General features: G+C 73.5%; 20 protein-coding genes. 15 read left to right on the forward strand and 5 right to left on the reverse strand.

Annotated elements, in window-relative coordinates; all coding sequences use genetic code 11:
• Window positions 1-24: 24 nt before the first annotated feature.
• Together J4G33_RS06285 and J4G33_RS06290 are read right to left on the reverse strand one after the other, a co-directional pair.
• Complete coding sequence (locus tag J4G33_RS06285; RefSeq protein WP_208055067.1) at window positions 25-1,251, reverse strand: hypothetical protein; 1,227 nt, start codon at window positions 1,249-1,251, stop codon at window positions 25-27.
• The gene (locus J4G33_RS06290) at window positions 1,248-1,556 is read right to left on the reverse strand and encodes a hypothetical protein (RefSeq protein ID WP_208055068.1); all 309 of its coding nucleotides are present in this window, start codon (window positions 1,554-1,556) and stop codon (window positions 1,248-1,250) included. The genes J4G33_RS06285 and J4G33_RS06290 overlap by 4 nt, the downstream gene beginning before the upstream one ends.
• Window positions 1,557-1,824: 268 nt before the next feature.
• On the opposite strand from J4G33_RS06290, the gene J4G33_RS06295 reads away from it, so the two are divergent.
• From J4G33_RS06295 to J4G33_RS06355, 13 genes are all read left to right on the forward strand, one after another.
• Window positions 1,825-6,750 carry a DUF2510 domain-containing protein gene (locus J4G33_RS06295; protein ID WP_208055069.1) on the forward strand — a complete coding sequence of 1,642 codons (4,926 nt, stop codon included), beginning with the start codon at window positions 1,825-1,827 and terminating at the stop codon, window positions 6,748-6,750.
• Between the two features lie 85 nt (window positions 6,751-6,835).
• Window positions 6,836-7,156 carry a hypothetical protein gene (locus J4G33_RS06300; protein ID WP_208055070.1) on the forward strand — a complete coding sequence of 107 codons (321 nt, stop codon included), beginning with the start codon at window positions 6,836-6,838 and terminating at the stop codon, window positions 7,154-7,156.
• On the forward strand, window positions 7,153-8,757 hold the full coding sequence (locus J4G33_RS17600) for an alpha/beta hydrolase (protein WP_208055071.1): 1,605 nt from the start codon (window positions 7,153-7,155) through the stop codon (window positions 8,755-8,757). The genes J4G33_RS06300 and J4G33_RS17600 overlap by 4 nt, the downstream gene beginning before the upstream one ends.
• A 47-nt stretch (window positions 8,758-8,804) precedes the next feature.
• Window positions 8,805-9,347 carry an LppA family lipoprotein gene (locus tag J4G33_RS06310; RefSeq protein ID WP_307793786.1) on the forward strand — a complete coding sequence of 181 codons (543 nt, stop codon included), beginning with the start codon at window positions 8,805-8,807 and terminating at the stop codon, window positions 9,345-9,347.
• 109 nt (window positions 9,348-9,456) lie between these two features.
• Window positions 9,457-10,749 carry a sensor histidine kinase gene (locus tag J4G33_RS06315; RefSeq protein WP_208055073.1) on the forward strand — a complete coding sequence of 431 codons (1,293 nt, stop codon included), beginning with the start codon at window positions 9,457-9,459 and terminating at the stop codon, window positions 10,747-10,749.
• Window positions 10,750-10,796: 47 nt separating this feature from the next.
• A complete protein-coding gene (locus tag J4G33_RS06320; protein WP_208055074.1) occupies window positions 10,797-11,474 on the forward strand; it encodes a LuxR C-terminal-related transcriptional regulator in 678 nt (225 codons plus the stop codon).
• Window positions 11,475-11,500: 26 nt separating this feature from the next.
• On the forward strand, window positions 11,501-12,925 hold the full coding sequence (locus tag J4G33_RS06325) for a sensor histidine kinase (RefSeq protein WP_307793772.1): 1,425 nt from the start codon (window positions 11,501-11,503) through the stop codon (window positions 12,923-12,925).
• Window positions 12,915-13,619: a response regulator gene (locus J4G33_RS06330; RefSeq protein WP_208055075.1), complete on the forward strand. Its 705-nt coding sequence runs from the start codon at window positions 12,915-12,917 to the stop codon at window positions 13,617-13,619. The genes J4G33_RS06325 and J4G33_RS06330 overlap by 11 nt, the downstream gene beginning before the upstream one ends.
• A 135-nt stretch (window positions 13,620-13,754) precedes the next feature.
• Window positions 13,755-14,726, forward strand: a complete 972-nt coding sequence (locus tag J4G33_RS06335) for an ABC transporter ATP-binding protein (RefSeq protein ID WP_208055076.1) — start codon at window positions 13,755-13,757, stop codon at window positions 14,724-14,726.
• Entirely contained in the window at window positions 14,723-15,874 is a 1,152-nt protein-coding gene (locus J4G33_RS06340) for an ABC transporter permease (RefSeq protein ID WP_208055077.1), read from the forward strand. The genes J4G33_RS06335 and J4G33_RS06340 overlap by 4 nt, the downstream gene beginning before the upstream one ends.
• Before the next feature lie 76 nt (window positions 15,875-15,950).
• Window positions 15,951-16,235: a hypothetical protein gene (locus J4G33_RS06345; protein ID WP_208055078.1), complete on the forward strand. Its 285-nt coding sequence runs from the start codon at window positions 15,951-15,953 to the stop codon at window positions 16,233-16,235.
• Between the two features lies 1 nt (window position 16,236).
• The gene (locus J4G33_RS06350) at window positions 16,237-17,388 is read left to right on the forward strand and encodes a hypothetical protein (RefSeq protein WP_208055079.1); all 1,152 of its coding nucleotides are present in this window, start codon (window positions 16,237-16,239) and stop codon (window positions 17,386-17,388) included.
• Window positions 17,389-17,393: 5 nt separating this feature from the next.
• Window positions 17,394-17,807, forward strand: a complete 414-nt coding sequence (locus tag J4G33_RS06355; protein WP_208055080.1) for a hypothetical protein — start codon at window positions 17,394-17,396, stop codon at window positions 17,805-17,807.
• Window positions 17,808-17,815: 8 nt separating this feature from the next.
• Here J4G33_RS06355 and J4G33_RS06360 read toward each other — a convergent pair whose 3' ends face one another.
• The 3 genes from J4G33_RS06360 to trhA form a co-directional block, all read right to left on the reverse strand.
• The gene (locus J4G33_RS06360) at window positions 17,816-18,718 is read right to left on the reverse strand and encodes a hypothetical protein (protein ID WP_208055081.1); all 903 of its coding nucleotides are present in this window, start codon (window positions 18,716-18,718) and stop codon (window positions 17,816-17,818) included.
• Window positions 18,719-18,798: 80 nt separating this feature from the next.
• Window positions 18,799-20,496, reverse strand: coding sequence for an RNA/DNA-binding domain-containing protein (locus tag J4G33_RS06365; RefSeq protein ID WP_208055082.1), 1,698 nt, complete (start codon window positions 20,494-20,496; stop codon window positions 18,799-18,801).
• A gap of 66 nt (window positions 20,497-20,562) precedes the next feature.
• Window positions 20,563-21,240 carry a PAQR family membrane homeostasis protein TrhA gene (gene trhA / locus J4G33_RS06370; protein ID WP_208055083.1) on the reverse strand — a complete coding sequence of 226 codons (678 nt, stop codon included), beginning with the start codon at window positions 21,238-21,240 and terminating at the stop codon, window positions 20,563-20,565.
• Between the two features lie 105 nt (window positions 21,241-21,345).
• Between trhA and J4G33_RS06375 the strand changes: the two genes are divergently transcribed.
• Together J4G33_RS06375 and J4G33_RS06380 are read left to right on the forward strand one after the other, a co-directional pair.
• The gene (locus tag J4G33_RS06375) at window positions 21,346-21,846 is read left to right on the forward strand and encodes a hypothetical protein (RefSeq protein WP_208055084.1); all 501 of its coding nucleotides are present in this window, start codon (window positions 21,346-21,348) and stop codon (window positions 21,844-21,846) included.
• Between the two features lie 143 nt (window positions 21,847-21,989).
• The gene (locus tag J4G33_RS06380) at window positions 21,990-23,225 is read left to right on the forward strand and encodes an SHOCT domain-containing protein (protein ID WP_208055085.1); all 1,236 of its coding nucleotides are present in this window, start codon (window positions 21,990-21,992) and stop codon (window positions 23,223-23,225) included.
• The last annotated feature ends 8 nt before the right edge of the window (window positions 23,226-23,233 follow it).

Genomic DNA, 23,233 nt, shown 5'->3' on the forward strand with positions numbered 1-23,233 from the left:
GCGAGGGCGGGCAGCATGTCGCCATCATCGCGGAGGTGCATCGCCAGCGAGGATCTCGCGGCCTTGGGCGGTTGCCTCCGCGGCCAGCCGACCTCCGACGAAAGCCCCGATGGCAGCCCCGATCAGTGCTCCCCCCACCGTGCCGACCACGGGGATGGGGAAGAACGAGCCCGCCGCAGCGCCGAGCTTGGCACCGACCCAGGCCCCTCCAGCCGTGGCCCCGCCCTCGACCGCGGCTGTCGTCGTCGCGCTGAGCACCCGTTGGTCCTCGGTCCATCCGGGGTGGGCCAACCGGTCCTCCTCCCACTGCCTCGCGTAGGCGTCATAGACCGTGAGGCCGGTCCCAGCGGCCCCCAGCGAGCGACCGCCCACACGCGCCCAGGTCGGAGGACGGCCCAGGCCGGCGTCGGTCACGAGAGTCGGTCGGTCGAGGCGGTGGAACGTCGGCCCCTGGGAGGCCTCCTTGAGCTGGAGGACCGCCGGGTCGGCCGAGGAGTACTGCGGCAGGAAGAGCCCGGACCGGTGCTGGACGAGCGGGATGCCGAGCTCGGTGGTCACCGCGGGCCGCGGGACGATCGAGATCATGGGGGCGTCGGCCCTCGGGACCAGGAGCGGGAAGCGCCGATACCGCGCGAGGGCGTCCTTCGAGGGCTGGAGCACGAAGGCCCCGAACACGTCGGACCGCACCACCCCCGCAGCGAGCGAGGTCCCCCCGTCGGGCAACAGCTCGGCCACCGAGGGCAACCGGGCCTGCTCCGCCGAGCGGAGGGCCTCGACGAGCTCCTGCCGCGCCACCTCGAGGTCGCCCCGAGCCCGGTCGACCTCGGCCCGGGTGACCGCGTGCGCGGCCTCGAGCAGCGTCGCGACCGCTGGCCCGCCGACGAGCTGGGCCCCGACGGTGACCGGTGCCGCAGCAGGGGCCAGCACGGCGCTCGCGGTCACGGTGAGGCCCGCCGCCGCGGCCGCGTCGCGGGCACCGTCGATCGCGGCACGAGCGCACCGGGCCGCGTCGCCGAAGGTCTCGATCGCGCTCGCGGAGCTCTCGCACCAGGCGGCGGCCGAGTCGAGGTGGGTCACGACCGTGGCCATGCGGCTGCGGTAGGCGTCACCTGCGTCACCGTCCCACTCGGTCTGCCGGGCGGTGGCGACCACGGTGCCCGCCCCCTCGAGCTCGCCGGCGAGGGCGTGCAGCTCCTCGGCGGCCGCCGAGCAGCCCGGGAGGTCCACCTCGAGGACCGTGGAGATGCTCATGCCACGCTCATGCGGTGCGAGGAGGCCGTCACCTGGCCCTGCTCGAGGTCGAGCAGGCGGGTCCAGACGCTCGTGTCGGTCTCTGAGTAGGCGGCCCGGGTCTGCTGCAGCTTCTCGACCGTCCCCTCGAGGACGGCGACGAGGGTTCGGCCTTCCTCGCGGTGCAGTCCGAGGAGGGTCGCGATCTCCTCGCTCCCGACCCCGCTGATGGTGGGCCCCGCGTCGCTGATGCCCCCGCGCAGGGTGTCCGCCCCCGTGGCCACGCGGTCCTCGACCCGCCGGAGCTCGTCGGCGCTGACCGCCATCTCGTGATCCACGTGGTCCCCCTGCTCGTCGTTGGCCGTCTGGTCTGACGGAGACCGAAGCTAGCCAGGGGGTGAGGGGGCCGTGGGGCGGGACCGCATACCTGTGGAGGACGGCCGCGAAGAGCGGCCTGTGGACGGTGGGCACGGGCCCGCCCGTCACGATCGGGATGGCCCTCGGCGGGCTCGCCGGCCGAGGTCGTCGTGGTCCTGCGCCCCGCTCGTGGTCCGGGTAGGCCAGGATGGCGCCCAGCCGACCGCAGGAGGGCACGTGCAGGGACGATGGAACGCCGGGTGGTATCCCGATCCGCACCGCATCACCGCCATGCGCTGGTGGGACGGTGCGCAGTGGACCCCCTGGGAGTCGGACGGCGCCCGTGTCTGGGACGGTCGCCCTCCGGCCTTCGGCCCTCAGCACCTGGAGAGCCTGCGCTTCGTCCGGGACACCTACCTGCCCGAGGCCCGACGACGCGGCGCAGCCACCGACGCGGTCGTGCACGCCCTGGCGCGGTTCACCGACGAGCTGGCGACCGAAGCGCGACACGGAGGGGAGCACGCCGCCGCCCCGATGGCCGCCCCGGCCGCCCCCGCCCCTCCGAGCCCCACCACTCCGAGCCTTGCCACTCCCACGGCTCCGCCCACCGCAGACCCGTCGACCACGCAGGCCCAGCCCGCGTTCGCTCCGCCGACCCCTCCGGCCCAGCCCACGGCGCCGGCCCAGCCCTCGCACGCCCAGCAGCCCCAAGCCCAGGCGCCAGCCCCGTCGCTGCCCCTCCCGGGTACGGTCGCGCCCGCTGCCTCCGGTGCTGCTCCCGCCCCAGCCCAGGCCCTCCCGCCTGTGCCCGCCGGGCGGGGTCCCGCCCTGCCGCTCGCACCGCGCCCACCGGCCGAGCCGGGCCCGGCGGCGCGCTGGTGGGCGACGGTCCGTCGGCGCCTGGACCTCGACCTCACGGTGCACGGCCTCGCCTACCTCGGGGTGCTGCTGCTCTTCGTCGGGGTGTTCGGGTTGGTGGCTTTCGCCTTCGGTGACGTCGCTCCGACCATCCGACCCGTGGCCGAGCTCGCGGTCGCCGTCGTGCCCTTCGTGGCGGCCTGGTTGCTGGGACGCAGCGGGGCGACCTTCGTCGCGCGGGCCATGGTGGCTCTGGGTGGGTTGCTGCTCGCCCTCATGCTGGTGACCTCCATGGTCGACGGCGCCCCGTTCCCGCCCGACCTCCACGGCGCAGCTCTGCCGATCGGTGCAGGCCTGGGCATCGCAGCCCTGGCCCTGGTCTACGTGCTGCTCGCCCGGCGCTGGCCCACCACGGCCCTGGTCGCCGTCGTCGCCCCGGTGCTGTGGCTTGCGGCCGCGATGGGAGCCGTCGGCCTCGGGCGCCCGGTGCCCGCAGGGGAGGACGTCGCCGTCCCCGGGGCCGCACAGATCGCGGTCGTCACCCTCACCGCCCTCGCGACGACGTTGCTCGGACGGGCCTGGGCTGCGCGCGACGGCCTGCGGGGTCGGCTGGGTCAGGGGGCGCTGACCGCTGCCCTGCCCGGGGCCGTGGTGGTGGGCGTGCTCGCGGTCGTCGCGGGTCTGGTCGAGGGCTGGCCGGTGCTGCCCTTCGTGGTGACGGTGCTCGCCCTGGCGCTGGTGCTGCGGGCCTCGGGACGCATCGCCGCGGCCTCGGCAGACCTGGTGCTCGTGCTCGCCTGGCTCGTGGTCGTGCTGCGGCTGCTCGCGACCGAGGCGGGGACGCCGTTGCTCTCCGCCGAGCACCCCTCCGCGGCCGGCCCGGCACTGCTGCCGGTGCTGCTGCCCGGGGTGCTCGTGGTCGGCGTGGTCCTGGCGGAACGTCTGCTGGTCCGCGGTCAGGGCCCCGGGCGCGTGGTGCTCGCCTGGGCCCTGCCCACGGTGGCGCTGCTCGCCGTGGCCGACGGGTGGTGGGCCGTCGGGGCGATCGCCCTCCTCGCAGGGTGGGCGACCTGGCGTCGCACCGAGGCCACGGTGGTGCGCGGGCTCGGTGGTGGTCTCGACGTCGCTGCGGCTGGTGCCCCGCTGCTCGCCCTCGCGGCCGTGGCGGACCTGCTCGACGGACCCGCGACGCTGCTGGTCGCCGCGGGCCTGGTCCTGGCGGCCACCCCTCTGGCCCGCGGCTGGCTCCGGCGACCCGGCGGACCGGACCTGTGGATCTGGTGGTGGGGGGCCGTCGGCGGGATGACGCTGCTGGCGACCGTGGCGGGGACCGCGGACGGCTGGCTCACCGAGGGGGAGTGGTGGCCGCGGGCCGCCGTCCCCGTCGTGGTGCTCCTGCTCCTCGGGGCGCTCGTCGCCGGCCCGCTCCCGCGGGTCTGGACCGTCGGGGTGGCCACCCCGGTCGTGTGGTGGGGGTGGCTCACCGCTGCCGCGGCCCTCGAGGTCGACGTCGTGGTCCGCGCCGGGGTGCTCGCGGTGCTGGGCCTGCTCGCCGTGGTCCTGGGCAACCGGCGCGTCCCCCCGGGGGCCGAGGTCCGCTCCTCCGCGAGCCGCGCGCGCGGGGCCCTGGGCCTCGCGGGCCACGTGACTGCCGTGGTGGCCGCGCTGGTCGCCCTCGACCCGGCGCCCCCCGCCCGCCTCCCGCACCTCTTCGACGAACCCGCCTTCCTGGTCGCCCTCACCGCGACCGCGCTGGCCGCCACCGCGGGCTGGCTCGTGACAGCCCTCGCCTCGGACCGACCGGCCGTCGGGGCGCCCGGAGAGATCCCGACCACCGGCGGCTCGCCCGTGGTCAGGCTGCTCGACGCTCTGGGCGCTGCCGGACGGCACGGCCCCTGGGCCCTGGCCCTGGCGAGCGCGGTGACCTCCACGGTGCTCGCCGCGCACGTGACCGGCGTCCTCCCGGTGGAGCACCCGTGGTGGTCCGTGCTGCCCGCCGGGGCCGGCCTGGTGCTGGCCGCGCTGACGCGGGTGATCCGCGCAGGCCGCGTGGTCCCGCTGCTGCCGTGGTTCGGCTACGGCCTGGTGCTGCTGGCCGTTGCGACCTCGGTCTGGGGGGCGCCGCAGGCGGTCACCCTCGCGGCGGTGATCGCGCAGGCCCTGCTCACCCGACGGCGGCACCCGGTGCTGACCTGGACGGCCTGGACCGTGGTCACGCCGCTCGTCCTCGTCGTCCTGCTCCTCACCCCGCAGGACCAGGTCGCCGGGGGGACTCTCCTGGCCGCGACCTTCGTCGGCACAGGTGGCCTGCTCGCCCTGGGTGCCTTCCTCGCCGACCGCGCCCGGCCCAGGGACCCCCGCCTGCTGCCGCGCCGTGCCGCGGCCCTGCCCCCTGCCTTGGTGGGTGCGGTGCAGGTGTCCTTCGGGGTGCTCGTCGCCCTGGGCTCGAGCCGGTCCTGGAGCGCCGGGCTCGTGATCGCCGGTGCTGCCCTCGTCGTCGCGGGGGTGTCCGCGCTGACCGGCGTCGGCACCATCGGGATGATCGCCGTGCTGCTCGCCTGGCTCGCCACCGGCGGGCTGCTGGGCGCCGACCACCCGGGGGCCTGGCTGCACGTCGCCACCGTCCTCGCCATGGCGGGCGCGGCGCAGCTGATCGCCCGCCGCTGGCCCCGCCCCGCGACCACCCCACCCGCAACCACCCCACCCGCAACACCCACCCCACCCGCAACACCCACCCGACGCTGGGCGCGGTGGGACGTGCCCCTTGCCGCCGGTGCCGTGCTGCCCGCCGTCGTCGCCCTCGCGGAGGCCGAGCCCGGGGAGCGGGTCCTCGTCCGCCTGGTCATCGGCGCCACCGTGGTCGCCGCGGCCGTCAGCCTGCGCCGACGTCGAGGGCTGAGCGAGGTGCTCGGCTGGGCCGGCACCGCACTGGTCCTCAGCGCGACGGTCGACGCCGGCCCGTGGTGGACCGTGCTGGCCCTGGTCGCCCTCGCGGCCGCGCACACCGCGCTCGCCGTCGTGCGGGAGCACGGGACCACCCGTCGGGTGCGGCAGTGGATCGGCGCTGTCGCCGCGGCCGCCGCCTGGGGCGTCGTGCCCACCGCGGCGGACTGGTCGACCCAGCTCGCCTCGGAGGCGACCGCCGTCGCGGGGGCCGCGGGCCTGCTCGCCCTGGCGCTCGCGGTCCAGGCCCTGGGCCGCGGTCGGTCATGGCTGCTCCCGTGGGGAACCGTGGCCGCGGTGCTGAGCGTGGGGGCCGCCGTCGGCGCGACCTCACCGGCGTCCACCGCCCTCGGGTCCGTGGTCCTCGGGTCGACCACGCAGCCCTCGGGGGCCGATCTGCTCGTCGAGGCGCCGATGGGTGAGGCCGTCGTCCTCGGCTGGTGGCACGTCCTCGCCTGGGCCCTGCTGACCGTCACCGCCGTGGTGCTCGTGCGGGTGGGGCCGTGGACGTGGTGGCGCGAGGTCGCCGCGGCCACCGCCACCGCCGGTCTGCTCGCCGGGCTGGCGGCCGCGCAGGCCCCGGGCGGTACGCGGGTCCTGGTGCTCGTCGGGGTCAGCGTCGCCGCGGCGGTCGCCACCGTCCTGCTGCGTCGCGCGGGCTCGGCGTGGGGCCGCTCCGCCTCCGCCCTGGGCATCGCGACAGTGGCTCTCGCCCTGCTCGCCCTGCCCTCGGTCGGGGACGTGATCCTCGGCGCAGCCGTCCTCGCGGCCGCCGCGGTCCAGGCTGCTGCCCTCGGCGTGGCCTGGCGGGTGCTCGGGCTGCGCATGGCCGCCCCCGTGATCGCCTGGATCGCGTGGGCCGTGTACGCAGCGCAGTCCGTGGGCACGAGCCCCGTCTGGTTCACCGTCCCTGTCGGGCTGGCCCTGCTGGTCGTCGTCGCGGTCTGGCGGGCCGACCGGCGCGACCGCGACCAGCCCGTGGTCGACGGCGGCATCGCCTGGCTCGAGCTCGCCGGCATGGCGTTCCTCGTCGTCTCCTCCTTCGTGTCAGCCCTGACGGACTCGGTGGTGCACGCTCTGGTCGCCGCGGCGATCGGCGTCGCCCTCGCCCTGTGGGGGGTCGCCACCCGTGTCCGACGGCGGTTGGTCACCGGCGCGATGGTGGTGCTCGCGGGCCTCGCCCTCGCGGTGGTCGTGCCGTTGGTCGCGCTGCTGCCCGGCGTCGGGCAGGCAGGCATGTGGGTGCTCGTGGCAGTGCTCGGCCTGGCCGTGGTGCTCGCGGCGACCTTCCTCGAGCGCGGCCGGACGACGGCGCGGCTCGGGAGGCAGCGCCTGGAGGAGGCGACACGGGGCTGGGAGTGAGGGTCCGTCTGGACGACGACGCCGGGGCCCTGGCACGATCAGCCGGTCGTCACGCGGGGGGCTGACGACGGACGAGGGGGCGAACGTGGGGGACCGGGTCGAGATCGACGGGGGCGACGTCCGCGACGCAGCCCGCCAGGCCGACCAGGGGGCGGAGGCTGTTGCTGCGGTCCCCCATCACCGCGAGGCGACGTCCCTCGCGGCGGCCCTGCCCGGGTCGACCAGCGCGGCCAGCGCGCGTCGGCTCTCCTCGGTGTGGTCGGCTGCCGCCGAGGCCTGGGTGGCGGACGCACGCGCCTACGCCCAGAACCTCCAGGCGTCCGCCGACGCCCTGGCCGCCACGGACCAGCGCAGCGGCGCGAGCCTCTCCCGTCTCACCTCGCGGTTGGGCAGCACGCCCCGATGAGTGCCATCGACACGGTCCTGTCCTGGCGGCCGGACGACGTGGCCGCGATCGCGGACGCGCTGGTGCAGCACCGACGTTCCCTGCTGGTCGCCGAGGACGAGCTGACTCGGAGCCAGCCCCCCACCACCTGGGTCAGCACCTCGCGCGAACCGGCCCGCCGCGTGCACGACCGCCTCGGCCGCGACCTGTCCCGCATGGCGGCCGAGGCCGGGTCGGTCGCCGCGGCCGCCGACGACGCCGCGGCGACCCTGCGCGCGGCCCAGGCCGAGCTCGAGTCGGCCCTCGAGTGGGCCTCGGGCCAGGGCTTCCGGGTCGACCGCAGCACGGGGGCCGTGAGCGACATCGCGTGCTGGGAGCCCGAGGTCGCCCGGGACCGGGACATCGCGATCGCGGAGATCGCCGACCGCATCGCCCAGGCCGTGCGGGCCGCGCAGCACGCGGACGCCACCCTGGCAGCAGCGCTGGACGGCGTCGCGCAGTCGGACGGCCCGCTGGTCTCCGCCTCGGACGTCGCCTCGGTGCCGCCGATGCCGGAGGGGGCCAGCCCGGGGGAGGCCAACGCCTGGTGGCGCTCCATGTCCGAGGAGCAGCAGGCCTGGGTGCTGGCCGAGCACCCGGAGTGGCTCGGCAACACCGACGGCATCCCGGCCGGGATCCGCGACCAGGCCAACCGGGCGCTCATCGACACCTACCGCTCCGAGCTCGAGGCCGAGGCCGAGCGGCTGCGCGCGAACCTCGACAGCAACTGGTTCGGCGGCACGTTCACCAACGACGACGCTGCACTGAAGATCGTCGAGGAGAAGCTCGCCGGGCTCGACGCCATCGAGGAGGTGCTGTCCCGCGGAGGTCGACAGCTCCTCGTGCTCGACCCGACAGGCGCTCGCCAGCTCATGGCGGCCGTCGCTGTCGGGGACGTAGACAGCGCGGACCACGTGGCTGTGTTCACCCCGGGCTTCACATCGACCGTCGGGGGCAGCATGGCCAGCTACGACCGCGACATGGAGAAGTTGGCGCGTGTGGCCCGGGACGAGTCGCTGTGGCACGGCGACGGCGGCACGGTCGCGACCGTCTCGTGGCTCGGCTACGAGGCCCCGCAGTGGAGCGAGTGGCACCGTCCGGGCAGTGACTTCGTCACCAGCCAGGACTCCGCGAACACCGGAGGCGCGGCCCTCGCCGACTTCTACCGCGGTATCGACGCCTCGCGCCCGGTGAACCCGAACCTCACGGCCCTGGGCCATTCCTACGGCTCGACGACGACGGGGGTGGCCCTCCAGGAGTCGACCGGCGTCGACTCAGCGGTGATCTTCGGCTCCCCGGGCATCGCGACCGGTGACGTCACCGACCTGCAGGTGCCCTCGGGCCAGGTGTTCCAGCTCGAGGCAGACTGGGACGGTGTTGCGGACCTCGGCCGGTTCGGTGGGGACCCGAGCCGCATGGACGGGTTGCGCTCGTTGTCCACCGACGAGTCGCAGATGGACGGCGCGACGCTCAACCGGTCGACAGGGCACAGTGCGTACCTGACCCAGGACACGACCAGCCAGCACAACATCGCGGCGGTCGTCGTCGGTGCGGAGGACAGGATGATCGAGGTGGACCGGTGACGAGGTTGTGCCGATGGCGGGCGGCTGTGCCGCTCGTCGTGGTCGCTGTGCTGGCTGCCTGTGCAGCGCAGGGGGGGTCCCAGAGCGAAGAGGAGGTCACCATGGATGCCCGGCCGTCGATGGAGCAGGTGCTGGACAGGTACGAGGCGATGCAGGTCGAGATCGTCGAGGCGCTGGAGGCTGACCCGGGCGGCCTGGTCTGGGAGCCCGACGCGGAGGGCTTTGGGCTGACCCGCTCGGGATGTCCGGAGGTGTCCGCCGCGGCCGAGACGGCGACCTTCCGTGGGCTCCTGGCCCGGGGCAGCTACGAGGGTGAGGCCCGGGACCGCTTCCTCGAGGTGGTCGAGGATGTCAGTGCTCGACACGGGTTCAGCGAGGTCACGACCGTTGTCGAACGCCCGGACGGTGTGCGTCGCGTCGCTGAGGACGAGTTCGGGGGGCGCGTGTACTTCGGTACCGCCACCAACTCGACCATCCTGGTGATGACCGGCTGCCACGAGTGGGAGACGACACCGGGCGAGGACTACGACCGTCCCTCGGTGATCGACCCGCCCGAGGCCGACGCCGCAGGGGCGCGCGACGGCGCGTAGGCCGCCCACGCCGTAGGGAGGGGACCCGGGGGGGTGGGGCCAGCCCTACCTCCGGTCCACCGGGAGGCAGGATCGTGCACATGACTGCTCCCTCGGCAGGATCGAGCACATGACCTTGACGACGCCTTCCAGCACGCTCTCACGCCTCGGTCGGGACACGGCCTACGTGCTGGGGGGCCTGCCGATCACCCTGGTCTCCTTCACGGTGCTGGTCACCGGGCTCTCCCTCGCGGCCGCCCTGCTGATCACCGTGGTCGGGGTGCCGGTTGCTGCCGGGACCCTCGCCGCTGCCGTGGGCTTCGGGCGGCTCGAACGCCATCGCCTCGCCGCCCGCGGGACCACGCTCGCGCCGGTGCGCTACGCCCCGCGCCGCGGCTCGGGCCTGCGCCGGATGCTCGGCCTGCTCGCCGACCCCCGCCGCTGGGCGGCGGTGCTGCACGGCATCGGAGGGCTGACGCTCTCGGTCGTGACCTTCTCGGTGGTGCTGACCTGGTGGGCCGGGACCCTCGGCGGCCTCACCTTCTGGTTCTGGGAACGGTGGTTGCCCAACCCCGAGACCAACACGACCCTCGTCGAGCTGCTCGGTCTGCCGATCAGCGAGGCCCAGTTCAACCTGATCCTTGGGATCCTCTTCGCGCTCAGCCTCGTGCCGGTGACCCGGGCCTGCGCCCAGGTGCACGTGGGGTGGGCCCGGCTGCTCCTGACCGGCTCCTCGCGGGCGGCGCTCGCGGCCCAGGTCGACGAGCTGACCAGTCGCCGCGCGGTCGCAGCGGCGGCTGAGTCGCACTCGTTGCGACGGCTCGAGCGTGACATCCACGACGGTCCCCAGCAGCGTCTGGTCCGGCTCGGCATGGACCTGTCGGCGGCCGAGCGCCGCCTGGCCGACGACCCTGACGAGGCCCGCGCGATGATCGCCGAGGCGCGCACCCAGGCGGCCGAGGCCCTCGCCGAGCTGCGTGGTCTCTCCCGCGGCATCGCCCCGCCGATCCTCACCGATCGCGGCCTGGCGGCGGCGCTCACCGCGGTGGTCGCCCGCTCGGCCGTGCCGACCTCGGTGCGGGTGGACCTGCCCGAGGGTCGGCGCCCGGCCGCCGCGACCGAGAGCGCCGCGTACTACGTGGTCACCGAGGCGCTCACCAATGTCGCCAAGCACGCGTCGGCCTCCACCGCCGCGGTGACCGTCTCGGTGGTGGACGGCCCCGAGGGCCCGGGGGCGGTCCAGGGCGAGCCCAGGAGCCTCCAGGTCACGGTCGAGGACGACGGCGCCGGTGGCGCGATGCTCAGCAAGGGGCACGGCCTGGCGGGCCTGGCCGACCGGGTCGACGGGCTCGGCGGGAAGCTCTCGGTGCACAGCCCCGACGGCGGTCCGACGCGGATCGCCGCCACCCTGCCCTGGACCTGACCGGCTGGTCCGCACCGGACGAGGCCCGCGTGCACCACACTGACCCCATGCGGATCGTGCTGGCCGAGGACTCGGTGCTGCTGCGCGAGGGCCTCGTCCGGCTCCTCGACGAGGCCGGTCACAGGGTCGTGGCTGCTGTCGGTGACGCCGATGCGGTGCTGCCCGCGGTCCTCGAGCACCGACCGGACCTCGCCGTGGTCGACGTCCGCATGCCACCGACCTTCACCGACGACGGGCTCCGGGCCGCCGTGGCGGTCCGCCGGGAGGCGCCCGGCACGGGCGTCCTGGTGCTGTCGCAGTACGTCGAGGAGTCCTACGCCCGTGACCTGCTCGCCACGCCGTCGGGCGGGAACGGCGGGGGCGGTGCCGGCGGGGTCGGGTACCTGCTCAAGGACCGGGTCCAGGACCTGGACGCCCTGTCGGACGCGGTGGAGCGCGTCGCGGCCGGCGGTTCGGTGCTCGACCCCGACGTCGTCGCCCAGCTGCTGGTGCCCCGGCAGGCCGCCGACCCCCTCGTGGCGCTCACCCCGCGGGAGCGCGAGGTGCTCGGGCTCATGGCCGAGGGCCGGTCGAACACCGCGATCGCGCGGCGGCTCGTCGTGACCGAGGGTGCCGTCGAGAAGCACATCAGCAACCTGTTCATGAAGCTGGACCTGCCGTCCTCCTCCGCGGACCACCGTCGTGTGCTGGCGGTGCTCACCTGGCTCGACGGGTCCCGCGGGTGACCCGGAAGTCCTCTACGGTTGCGCCCGTGGACCGCTCACCGACGACCACCGAGGCCGATGTCGCGCCCCGGGCCCTGGGCGAACCGTCCGAGCTGGTGGTCGCCGCGCCGGACCCGGACCAGCCCGGCTGGCGGCGGGAGGCCGTCGGTCCCGACCAGGTCCGCAACGACGCCGCGGTGGCCGGTGCCCTGCTGGTCGGCGCCCTGCTGAGCATGGTCCTGCAACGCACGACCGGGTTCTACGGGGAGCCCGCCGAGGGGTGGGTCGCGCTGCTGTGCCTGGCCGCCGCGACGCTTCCCCTGGCCCTGCGGCGCCGGTACCCGAGCGCGGTGGCCGTGGTGATCACGGTGGCCTTCGTGGTGACCGCGGAGCTGCTCGTCCCCGAGACGCTGTTCATCAACATCACGCTGTTCATGGCCCTGTACACGGTGGGCGCGTGGGAGCCGGACCGACGTCGGGCCACCGCGGTGCGGCTCGGCATCGTCGTGGTGATGTTCGCGTGGCTGATCATCTCGCTCTTCCGGAGCGTCACGGACCCCGACTCCATGCCCGACCTGTCCCGCGCGGGGGTGTTCTCGCCGCTGGTGGCCTTCATGCTCATCCAGCTGCTCACCAACATCCTGTACTTCGCCGGGGCGTACTGGTTCGGGGACCACGCCTGGGCCTCGGCCCGCGAGCGTGCCCGCACGGCGTACCGCGGCCGGCTGCTGCAGATCGAGCGGCAGGTGGTCGAGCAGCAGGCCGTGACCCTCGAGCGGCTGCGGCTGGCCCGCGAGCTGCACGACGCCGTCGCGCACCACGTGTCGATGATGGGGGTCCAGGCGGCTGCGGCCCGCACGCTCCTGGGAACCGACCTCGAGCGTGCGGCCCGTGCGCTCGAGCAGGTCGAGGACTCAGCCCGCCAGAGCATCGACGAGCTGCAGGGCGTGCTCGGCATGCTGCGCGAGACGGCGCGCGAGCCGGCGACGGGCGACGACCCTGCCCTCGGCGAGGGACCTGCGGGCGACCTCACGGCGCGGGTCGGCCGGCACGCGCCCGACGGCGTCGGGTCGCTGAGCGTCGAGCGCCTGCCCGAGCTGGTCGAGCGCACGGTCGAGGCTGGGCTCGGGGCCACGTACCAGGTGGTCGGGGACCCTGTGCCCCTGCCGCCCCTGGTGTCGCTCAACCTGTACCGGATCGCCCAGGAGGCGCTGACCAACACCCGCAAGCACGGCGGTGTGCGGGCCCGGGCTGATGTCCGTCTGCGCTACCTGCCCGGCGCGGTCGAGCTCGAGGTCGCCGACGACGGCGCGGGCGGCCGACGGGCGAGCACGCCCTCCTCGGGCCTGGGGCTGGTCGGGATGCGTGAACGGGTCGCCGCCGACGGCGGGACCCTCGAGGCGGGACCGCGGCAGCGCGGCGGGTTCCTCGTCCGAGCCCAGGTACCGCTGAGGAGCGACCGTGACGACTGACGACCAGCCCACCCGCACAGGCCCGTACCGGGTGCTGCTCGTGGACGACCAGGAGCTGGTGCGTGCCGGGATCGGGACCATCCTCGACATCCAGCCCGACCTGACCGTGGTGGGCGAGGCCCGCACCGGTCGGCAGGCCCTGGATCAGGCCCGCGCCCTGCAGCCCGACGTCATCTGCATGGACGTGCAGATGCCGGACATGGACGGCCTCGAGGCCACCCGCCTGGTGGTCGCCGACCCCGAGATCCACGCCGGGGTGCTGATCCTCACCACCTTCCACCGCGAGGACTACCTGGTCGAGGCCCTCGACGCGGGGGCCTCGGGGTTCCTGCTGAAGAACTCCCGCCCCGAGCAGCTGGTCGACGGCGTGCGCTCGGTGGCCGCGGGGGATGCGCTGCTGGCCCCCGAGGTGACGCGGGCGGTGATCTCCCGCGCCGTCGCCGGTCGCCGCGCCGAGGGCTCGGGGGGTCCCGACGGTGTGCCCACCGGCCGGCTCGCAGCGCTGACCGAGCGGGAGCACGAGGTGCTGCTGCTCGTGGCCCGCGGCCTCGCCAACGACGAGATCGCCACCGAGCTGTACCTGGGCCGGGCCACGGTCAAGACCCACGTCTCGAGCATCCTCATGAAGCTCGGGCTGCGGGACCGCGTGCAGGCCGTCGTCTTCGCCTACGAGCACGGCCTCGTCCGGCACTGAGCCGCCCCACCCCTCGCCGTCGCCTCCCCCTCGAGGCGGAGGCGGGCGGGCCGCCAGGTTCAGCCTCGCGCCTGAGCCGCACAGGCCGGGCGCTGCCTAGCGTGGAGCCATCACCGGACCCACCAAGGAGTGACCATGCTGCGGCTCGACGGCATCCACCGGTCCTACGGGGACAGGCTCGTGCTCGACGATGTGAACTTCGGCGTCGAGCGGGGCCGCCTCACGGGCTTCGTCGGCGGCAACGGCGCCGGCAAGACGACGACCATGCGCATCATCCTCGGCGTCCTCACCCCAGACTCGGGGGAGGTCACCATGGACGGCCGACCCCTGGACGCCGAGGGGCGCCGGGCCTTCGGGTACATGCCCGAGGAGCGTGGGCTCTACCCGAAGATGCGGGTGGCCGAGCAGCTCACCTACCTGGCGCGGCTGCACGGCTACGACCGGGGGGTGGCCGACCGGAGGGCCCGTGAGCTGCTCGAGAGCCTGGACCTGGGCGAGCGCGCTGACGACAACCTCGAGGACCTGTCCCTCGGCAACCAGCAGCGCGTGCAGATCGCCGCGTCCCTGGTGCACGACCCCGAGGTGCTGATCCTCGACGAGCCGTTCTCGGGCCTGGACCCGATGGCTGTGGACACCGTGGTGGGGGTGCTGACCGAGCGGGCCGCGCGCGGTGTGCCGGTGCTGTTCTCCTCCCACCAGCTCGACGTGGTCGAGCGGCTGTGCGACGACGTCGTGGTGATCGCGGGAGGGCAGGTTCGCGCCGCAGGGGGGCGCGAGGAGCTGCGCGAGCGATACGCCGAGCCCCGCTACGAGATCAGCTCCGCGGGGGACATGGGCTGGCTGCGCGCCGAGCCCGGGGTCCAGGTCGTCGACTTCGCGGGCGGCTGGGCCCTGTTCGACGCCGACGAGGAGACCGCCCAGCGCGTGGTGCGCACCGCGATCTCCCAGGCCCCGCTGCTCGAGTTCACGCCGGTGCGCCCGACCCTGGCCGAGATCTTCCGCGACATCGTCCGCGACGAGAGCGAGACGAGCGGGACCGCTGCGGGCGAGGCCCCAGCACCTGACCTGAACGAGCAGCACGAGACCATCGAGGAGCCGGTCCGATGAGCACCACCCAGCCGTCCCGCACCCCCGCTCCGTCGACCGCCTCCACGGCACCCCGGCCCGCGGTGCCCGGCACCCTGCAGGCCACGATGCTGGTCGCCGAACGGGAGGTCGTCACCCAGCTCCGGTCCAAGTCCTTCCTCATCTCGGCGGCGGTGCTGCTGCTCGGGGTGCTCGCGGCGATCGTGCTGGGCTCGGTGCTGTCCGGCCGCGAGACCGACCCGACCCGTGTCGCCGTCGTGCCGGAGGTGGCCTCGATGGTCGCCGAGTCGGAGGGGCTCGAGGGGGTGCCGGCCTCCGACGACGCCGCGGCCCGCGCCCTCGTCGAGAACGAGGAGGTCGAGGCCGCCGTGATCCCGGACAGCTCGGCCGGGGTGCTGGGGATCCGGGTGCTGGCCCTCGACAGCGTCCCCGAGGACGTGCTCGCCGCCCTGTCGGCGACCCCCGAGGTCGAGCTGCTCGGGGACGAGGCGCCAGGCTTCGGGCTCCGCTTCCTCGTCTCGCTGGCCTTCGGCCTCGTGTTCATGATGACCGCGATGACCTTCGGCGGGACCATCGCGCAGAACACCGTCCAGGAGAAGCAGTCGCGGATCGTGGAGATCCTGCTGTCGAGCGTCTCGGCGCGGGCGCTGCTCGCGGGCAAGATCCTCGGCAACAGCGTGCTGGCCTTCGCCCAGACGGCGGCCCTGGCCGCGGTGAGCGTCGCGGGGCTGATGGTCATCGGTCAGGACGAGATGCTCGGGACCCTCGGCAGCCCCTTGGTGTGGTTCGCCCTGTTCTTCGTCGTCGGGTTCGTGCTGCTGGCCGCGATCTTCGCCGCGAGCGCCTCGCTGGTCTCCCGCATCGAGGACACCGGCCCGGTGCTGACCCCCGTGATGATGATGACGATGGCGCCGTACTTCCTCGTCATCTTCTTCAACGACAACGACACCGTGCTGCGCATCGCGTCCTTCTTCCCCGTGAGCGCCCCGGTCGCGATGCCCGTGCGGCTCTTCCTCGGGGAGGCCGCGTGGTGGGAGCCGCTGGTGGCCCTGGGCATCCTCGGGGTGACGACCGTGGCCGTCATCGCGGTGGGGGCGAAGATCTACGAGCGGTCGCTGCTGCGCCTCGGTGGGCGCGTGAAGCTGACGGAGGCGCTGCGGGAGGCGTGAGCGGCGCCCCACCCCCCACGATCCAGGGCCGCTAGCATCGGCCCTGGATCGTTGCAGGGGGCGAAGGGGGAGGGCTGTGGACCAGCTCGAGGTGATGGTCGAGGACCTCGACCGGTGCGCCGCGCAGGTGCGGTCCTGCGCCGACGGCGTGGGGTCAGCGGTCGCGCGGCTGAGGGGGTCGGCCCCGAGCACCGGGCGACCGGACACGACGGCCCTGGCCGCGTCGGCTGCACGCGCCCTGACCGAGGAGCTGGAGCGCTTGTCGTCGGTCCTGTCCCGTGCGTCGACCGAGCTCATCGCCTCCGCCGAGGCCTACCGGTCCGTGGACGCCGGCGTCGCCGCCCTGCTGCGGGTGGAGTGACATGGCCCTCTACGGCAGTGCCGAGGCCCTCGTCCCGGGGGACCTGGTGTCGCTGCGTGCGGCGGCCACCGCCCACGCCGACGCACGCCGCCTGGTGGGGACCGCAGGTCAGGACCTGGGTGCCGCGTCCCGGGCCACCGGGTCGTCGTGGACCGGGGCCGCGGGGGACGGGTTCCGAGCGCATGCCGCCGTGCACGAGCAGGCCCTCGAGGCGGCTGGCACCCTCGCCGGGACCGCCGCGCAGGCGTGCGACGCGCTCGCGGACGCCCTCGAGCAGCTGCGGGCCGACGCCGGGCGCGTGCTCGCCTCGGCGAACGCGATGGGCCTGGGGGGCGCGGCCCTGACCTCGAACCCCGTGGCGGTCGGCCTGTTCCTCGCGGCACAGCCCGAGCGCACCCCGGACGTGATCCGGCTCCTCGGCGAGATCGTCCGGGTCAGGGTGGCCGTGGGTGACGCCCACGCGGCCTTCGTCGTCGCGATCGGCGGCGTCACGACCTCCCTGGGGGATCGGGTCGAGGACCGCCGCACCCCGGACGAGCGCGGGGGGCGGCGCATCCGCTCCGACGAGCTCTCCCGGCGGGACGACCCGGGCAACGGCCACCTGTCCAACGACTGGGCCGGCCGGGCGATCCTCGAGCGCTACCTGCGCGGGGGCGGCGACTGGGTCATCGAGGACGACGCGGACTGGGCCGAGTACATGATGGCCAACGACGCCCTCGCGGCGGACATGCAGCTGCGGACCGGCGACGAGGCGGTGGCTGCGGTCGAGCGCTACCTCAGCTCCGGCAGGCGGACGGGCTCCTTCGACGAGAGCTTCTCGCAGGCGATCGAGAACGGTGAGGGCATCGTCGGCTACCAGTACCTCCACGGCACCAACGCCGAGGTGGGCGGCTTCGAGCACAGCGGCAGCACGAGGGTGACGCCCCGGTCCGACGGCACCTTCGAGGTGGTGATCGACGCGAGCTACCGGTGGAACGACGTGATCGACCCCAACCCGCAGTACACGACGGACCAGCGGAAGAGCTGGGTCGCCGAGGTGCTGACCCTCGGCCAGGCCGACGCCTATGACATCCACATCGGCTGGACCGCCCCGACGACGGTGGTCGTCGACGGGAGCGGACGCGTGATCTCGATCGAGGGGTACCCAGGATGAGGGCAGTGGTCCGAGCTGGTCTGGTCGCGGCCTCGGCCGCCGTCGCGGCGATGGTCGTCGCAGGGTGCGGCGGCCGCGGTGAGGGCCCGGAGCTGGCGAACAGCCCCGGGCAGTCGGTGGCGGCGCCCTCGGGGACCCTCGAGGCCGCCCTGGTCGAGGGCGCGCCGGACGGCGGCGTCGCGATGCTGCACGTCGTCATCCGCGGGGACGCAGGTGACGAGCTGTTCCGGTCCGAGCAGGCGTACAGCACCCGGCACGGGGTGGCCATCGCCTGGCAGGACTCCGGCGAGGTGCTGTGGGTGCTGTCCTCCGACGTGGGCACCTCACGGATCGAGCCGGACGGCGACGGGTGGACCCAGAGCTTCCTCGGCCCGCAGGACCGCGACGACGTCCCCCCGGAGATCGACGCGCTGCGCTGAGCGGTCGCTCAGGGCCAGTAGCGCACCGGGTTCTGCCCCGTGTCGAGGAACTCGCGGCCGATGAGGTCGGGGACCTCCTCACCGAGGTCGAACTCGACGCGGCCGGGCTCATCGCTGAGGTGGACGTCCCGGAAGCGCCACGCACCACGGACCTCCTGCCGGACGACGGCGACCACCGCCTCGGGGGCGAAGCCCTGCACCCGCGGCAGGGAGAGCACCCAGGCCTTGCGTGCTCGCTCCTTGAGCTCGGCCGGGGTCATGCCCTCGGCCTCGGCGTTGAGCTTCACGAGGATCAGGCGGCGGTCGGTGGGCAGGGGGTGACCACCCTCGGCCCGGCCCCGGAGCCCCTCGCTCGACCCGCTGCCGGCCTCGGTCTGCACCCGGGCCCGCACCGGGCTCTCGTCCGAGGCGGAGCGCACCAGCTGGGGCTCGGCCTGCGCGATGAGCACCACGAGCTGGTCCCCGGCCGCGTCGGAGCCACCGGCGATGTCCACGTAGGCCTGGGCGGTGTCGACCAGGGACGGGCCGACCAGCACGTCGTCTCCTTCGACCCGGGCGTTAGTCACGTCGCCGGCGATGCGGACGGACCCCGCGCCGCCCGCGAGCTGTGCGGAGAGCTGGGACAGGACCTCGCTCGTGCAGGAGACCCGGACGTCCTCACGGAGAACGGCCAAGGCCTCCTCCCGCTCGGGGTCGGAGTTGGCTCCCTGACTGGCGATCTCCACCACCCGCGCCCGCCCCAGCGCACGCTGGCGGGACTCGTGGGAGGCCAGCAGCTCGAGGGCGGCCTCGAACCGTCGCCCGCGCTGCTCGTGGCGGCTCGTGCGGGTGGCGAACCACCCGGCGAGGCCCGCGCCGATGCCCGCACCGAGGAACGCGAAGATCAGGGAGAGCGAATCGATCCAGGACACGGTTCCTCCGAGGCGTGGTCGGTGACTCGAGCATGCCGCAGCTGTCGGGGCGGTGTCTCGTGTCGCCAGGCAGCGATCCGTCAGACGTTGGAGTTGGGCCTCGGCGGGTCCTCAGTCTCATCGGGCAGGCGGTAGAGCGCGCCGCGTCGCTCGCCATGCATGGTGAGCCGCCCCTCCTTGGCGAGTCTGCGTAGGAGTGTCGACGCCTGCGCTGGCGTCAGAGAGCACAGATCCGCCGCCTCGGATCGTGTGATCTGGCGATGTGCGGCGACGAAGGCGAGGACCATGCTCTCGGCCTGCAGGTGGGAGAACCCGTGGACCCGTACGTAGGCGGCCCTGTCGCCTAGCGCACGGTAGACAGACGCAGACAAGTGGTAGCGCGTGCCTCTGCCTGATCCGCGTTGCTCGACAAGGCCGCTCGCGGACATCCGCGCAAAGGCGATGCGCGTCTCGTTCTCGGTCTTCTGAAGCATCTCGCTCGCATCGACCAGACGGAGGCTCCCGCCCTGACGGAGGCGCGAGAGCACCTGCAGGTCAGCCAAGGTGAAGGGTGATCCGCCTGCTCGCTCACGTTCGGAGACGAAGCGCGCGAGCTCAAGGTCGGCGTGGCCTAGACCGAAGGTCGCGACGACGCTGCTGTTGGTGGTCTGCGAGTAGTCCGGAGCTTGGCGGCCCAGGCGGATCGTGGTCTCGAACATGCGGTTGATCCCGCGACCGGATCGCTCGACGAGGCCGGCTCGCTTGAAGGCCTCAGCCAGGAGGGGGCTTCGCGGGCGGTTGGTCCTGAGGAAGTTGGCCGTCGTGATGCCCTCGGGGAAGCCCCCTGGGCTCGTGACGGTGAACGCGTCGCCGTCGAGCTGTAGCTGGACCGCACCGAGCCGTGCGTAGTCGCGGTGGACGAGCGCGTTGGCTAGTGCCTCGCGCACGGCGGTGGGTGAGATGAGTGGGACGGCGATGCGTATGAGGCCCGAGTCGACCTCCTCTTCCCTGTTGTAGGCCTCGATCCGGGCGTAGAGGTCCTGCGCTGTGGCGAGGAGCGGTGCGTGGGTGCTGACGTTGGTCTCCACGGCGGTGCCCCGCAGGACCTGGAACTGAGATTCATGTCCTGGAATGTGGTCAGCCAACGCAGCGTGGCTCCCGAAGAGCAGCAACGCTCCCAAGAGCACGTCGCCATCAGGGCCCAGGACGCCGAGAGCTCGTGCGATGTCCACGTCCTCGAGGTTCGTCAGAGTTGTGTCTCCGCCAGCGGCCGTGAGCGAGCGGAGGCGCTCGAACTCCAGTGGGTCGAGGTCATCCCACGTCGCTCCACGTGCGGGGAGCCGCGCGTGGTCCGTCTGCCCCACCTCCACGGCTCGCCCGAACATCTCGTGGAACGCGTAGGGCACGCACTCGGGTCCTCCGTCGGTCTTGATCGCCCGGCGCGTGTAGACGCCCCGGGAGGTCCCGATCGGGGTGCGCGCCTGCTCGACCTCGATGGCGATCACCTCGTGTCCGTCGACCGGCACGATGGTGACCGTGGTGCTCAAGGGCGGCACGGTGGTGTTGCTGATGAGGGCCTGCACCAGCGGTGCCTTGGTGCTGGGGCTGTGCCGCGGCTTGGTTCCCGTGATCGTGCCGTCGTCCTCAACGCCGAGCAGGACGACCCCGCCCGGGCCGTTGGCCATGCATGCGACTGCTTCGACGAGGTGGCCGTCGGAGAGGCGCGCACGGTCTGACTTGAACTCGACGGTGAGCGACTCGCCCGCGGCTGCCAGCGCGCGTACCTGGTTTGCATCCACTCGCAAAGGTTATGCGACGATCGCATAACCTTTGCGTACGACGCATAGCGAGGTGTCGTCGGGCACCTACGCCGGCAGCACGTACAGGTACATCAGCAGGTAGTGCAGGAAGGCCGCGAGCACCACGATGATGTGCCAGATCTCGTGGAAGCCGAACACCCCGGGCACGGGGTTGGGCTTCTCGATGACGAAGATGACGAACCCGGCGCTGTACATCAGGCCGCCCGCGGCCATGAGGGCGTAGGCGCCGAAGGGCAGCGGCACCCCCGCGCCGGCGAGCAGCACGGGGATCCAGCCCAGCACGATGAACAGGGTGTTGGTCAGGTGCTTGGGCAGGTCCCGGCGCAGCGATCGCAGCACGATCCCCGCCGCGGCGATCGCCCAGACCGCACCTAGGATGGTCCAGCCGTAGGTGTTGCGGAACAGCACGAGCACCAGGGGCGTGACGGACCCCGCGATGAGCAGGAACACCGAGTCGTAGTCGAGGGTGCGCAGCACCTCGTTGACCCGGGGGCTCCGGTCGAGGCCGTGGTGCAGGGTGCTCGACCCGAACAGCATGAGGACGCAGAACCCGTAGACGCTGAACCCGACGATCTTCCACGGGTCGCCCTGGGCCCCGGCTTGCGCGATGAGCAGCGCCGAGCCGACCAGCGCGAAGCAGGTCGCAGCCAGGTGGGAGACGGTGTTGATCCGCTCATCGGTGACGTGGACGCTGCCGTCCTTGCTCAGTGCCGTCGGCTCCACCGCTGCCTTCTTCTTACCGCTCGCGACCGACGAGCACGGAGTGCAGGAGTGCGCTCCTGCCCCGCCGAGCCTAAGCGCTGATGTCACCGCACGAAGGAGCCGCTGATGGCAGAACCCGCCCTGGACGTTCGATCGGCCCCAGGCTGGCTTCGCGCTGTCGCGTGGGGAGTCGTCGCCCTGAGCCTCGGTGCGGTCGGCCTGGTCGTGGCGCTCGTCCCGTGGGACAACCCGGGCCTGCTCATCTCGTCAACGGTGCCCTCGCTGGTGGGCGTCGCCTTGGGGGTCGCCCTCCTGCGAGCCGAGATCCGTCTCGCGTGGTCCGACGAGGGTCTGGAGATGGCGTTCCGCCCGTTGTGGCGTGCGCACCTCGCTCCCGAAGCGATCATCGAGGTCGGGGAGGTGGAGCGCATCCGTCCCACGAGCTATGGCGGCGTGGGTCTGCGGCGGGCTCCAGGGCAGCGCATGGGTCTCCTCTTCGACGCAGGCCCGGGCATCCGCGTTGTCGCGTCCGACGGGATGGCCTACGAGGTGAGGGTCGACGAGCCGCAGAGCCTTCTGGCCGAGCTCGCGCGTCGTGCGCCAGGCCTGCCTGTCACCCGCCCCTGAGGACGCGCGCGGCGGCGTCCGCGTGGGCCCGTGGGGCTGCTCCACCCGCCCGGCCCTGTCGTCCGGCATGCTGCCCGCGATAGTGTGCCGCGCGATCGCGAAGATGCCGTCGCCTGGATCACGGGTCGAGCAGAGGACGCAACATGGGATTCATCAAGGCCTTCTCCGGTGCCGTCGGCGGGATGCTCGCCGACCAGTGGAAGGACTTCCTGGCCCCGCCGCCCGGTCTCGCGCCGACCGCCGCGATCTTCCCGGCCGTCCCGCAGGGGCAGAACGCCGGCCGTGGGTCGAACACCTCCGGCTCGCAGCACATCATCACCAACGGCAGCCGCATCGTGGTGCCCGAGGGCTACGGCCTGATGACCTTCCAGGACGGCGAACTCACCGGTCTGGTCGCCGAGCCGGGCGGCTTCATCTTCACCTCGGAGGACCTGAACTCCCAGTCCCTGTTCGCCGGGGACGGGATCCTCAGCCCGACGGTGAAGATGTCCTGGGAGCGCTTCAAGTTCGGCGGGCGCCCCGGGTCCCAGCAGCTGGCCTTCTACGTGAACCTCAAGGAGATCCCGAACAACCGGTTCGGCACCCAGTCGGAGATCTACTGGGATGACGCGTACCTGGGCGCCCAGGTCGGGGCGATCACCCGCGGCTCGTACACGCTGCGCATCGTCGACCCGATCCTGCTGGTCAAGCAGTTCGTGCCCCTGACGTACCTGGGGGCCACGCCCAGGGTCTTCGACTTCACCGACCTCGACAACGACGCCGCGAGCCAGCTCTTCAACGAGGTGGTCGGGTCCCTGTCGGCGGCGTTCTCGAACTACACGAACGACCCGAGCAAGGGGAACCGCATCACCCGCATCCAGGGTGACGCGATCGGCTTCGCCCAGTCGCTGTCCCAGGCGGTCGAGGACGGCTACGGGTGGACGACGGGTCGCGGGCTGACCATCGAGAAGGTCGCCCTGCAGGCCATCGAGTACGACGAGGACACCCGCGCGCTGCTCTCGGACGTCAAGAAGGCCGACGCCCTGGGTGGGGCCCGCGGCAACTCCTTCATGCAGCAGGCCGCGGCCCGTGGCTTCCAGGCCGCGGGGGAGAACCCGGGCGGCGCCGGCGGTGGCGCAGGCATGGCCTTCCTCGGCATGGGCGTCAACGCGACGGCGGGGGCAGCGAGCGGTCTGCAGCAGCCGCACGAGCCGCAGCCCAATCAGCAGGCCCCGGTGCCCACCCCGCAGGAGCCCGCCGCCCCGGCTGCGGCCGCCGCACCCACCCCGGCCGCGGAGGACCCTGTCGCCAAGCTCGCGCAGTTCAAGGCGATGCTCGACCAGGGGCTGATCTCCGAGGCGGACTTCGAGGCGGCCAAGGCCAAGGTCCTGGGTCTGTAGAGGCGACG

Source organism: Actinotalea soli (genome assembly GCF_017565425.1).
Taxonomy (GTDB): Bacteria; Actinomycetota; Actinomycetes; order Actinomycetales; family Cellulomonadaceae; genus Actinotalea; species Actinotalea soli.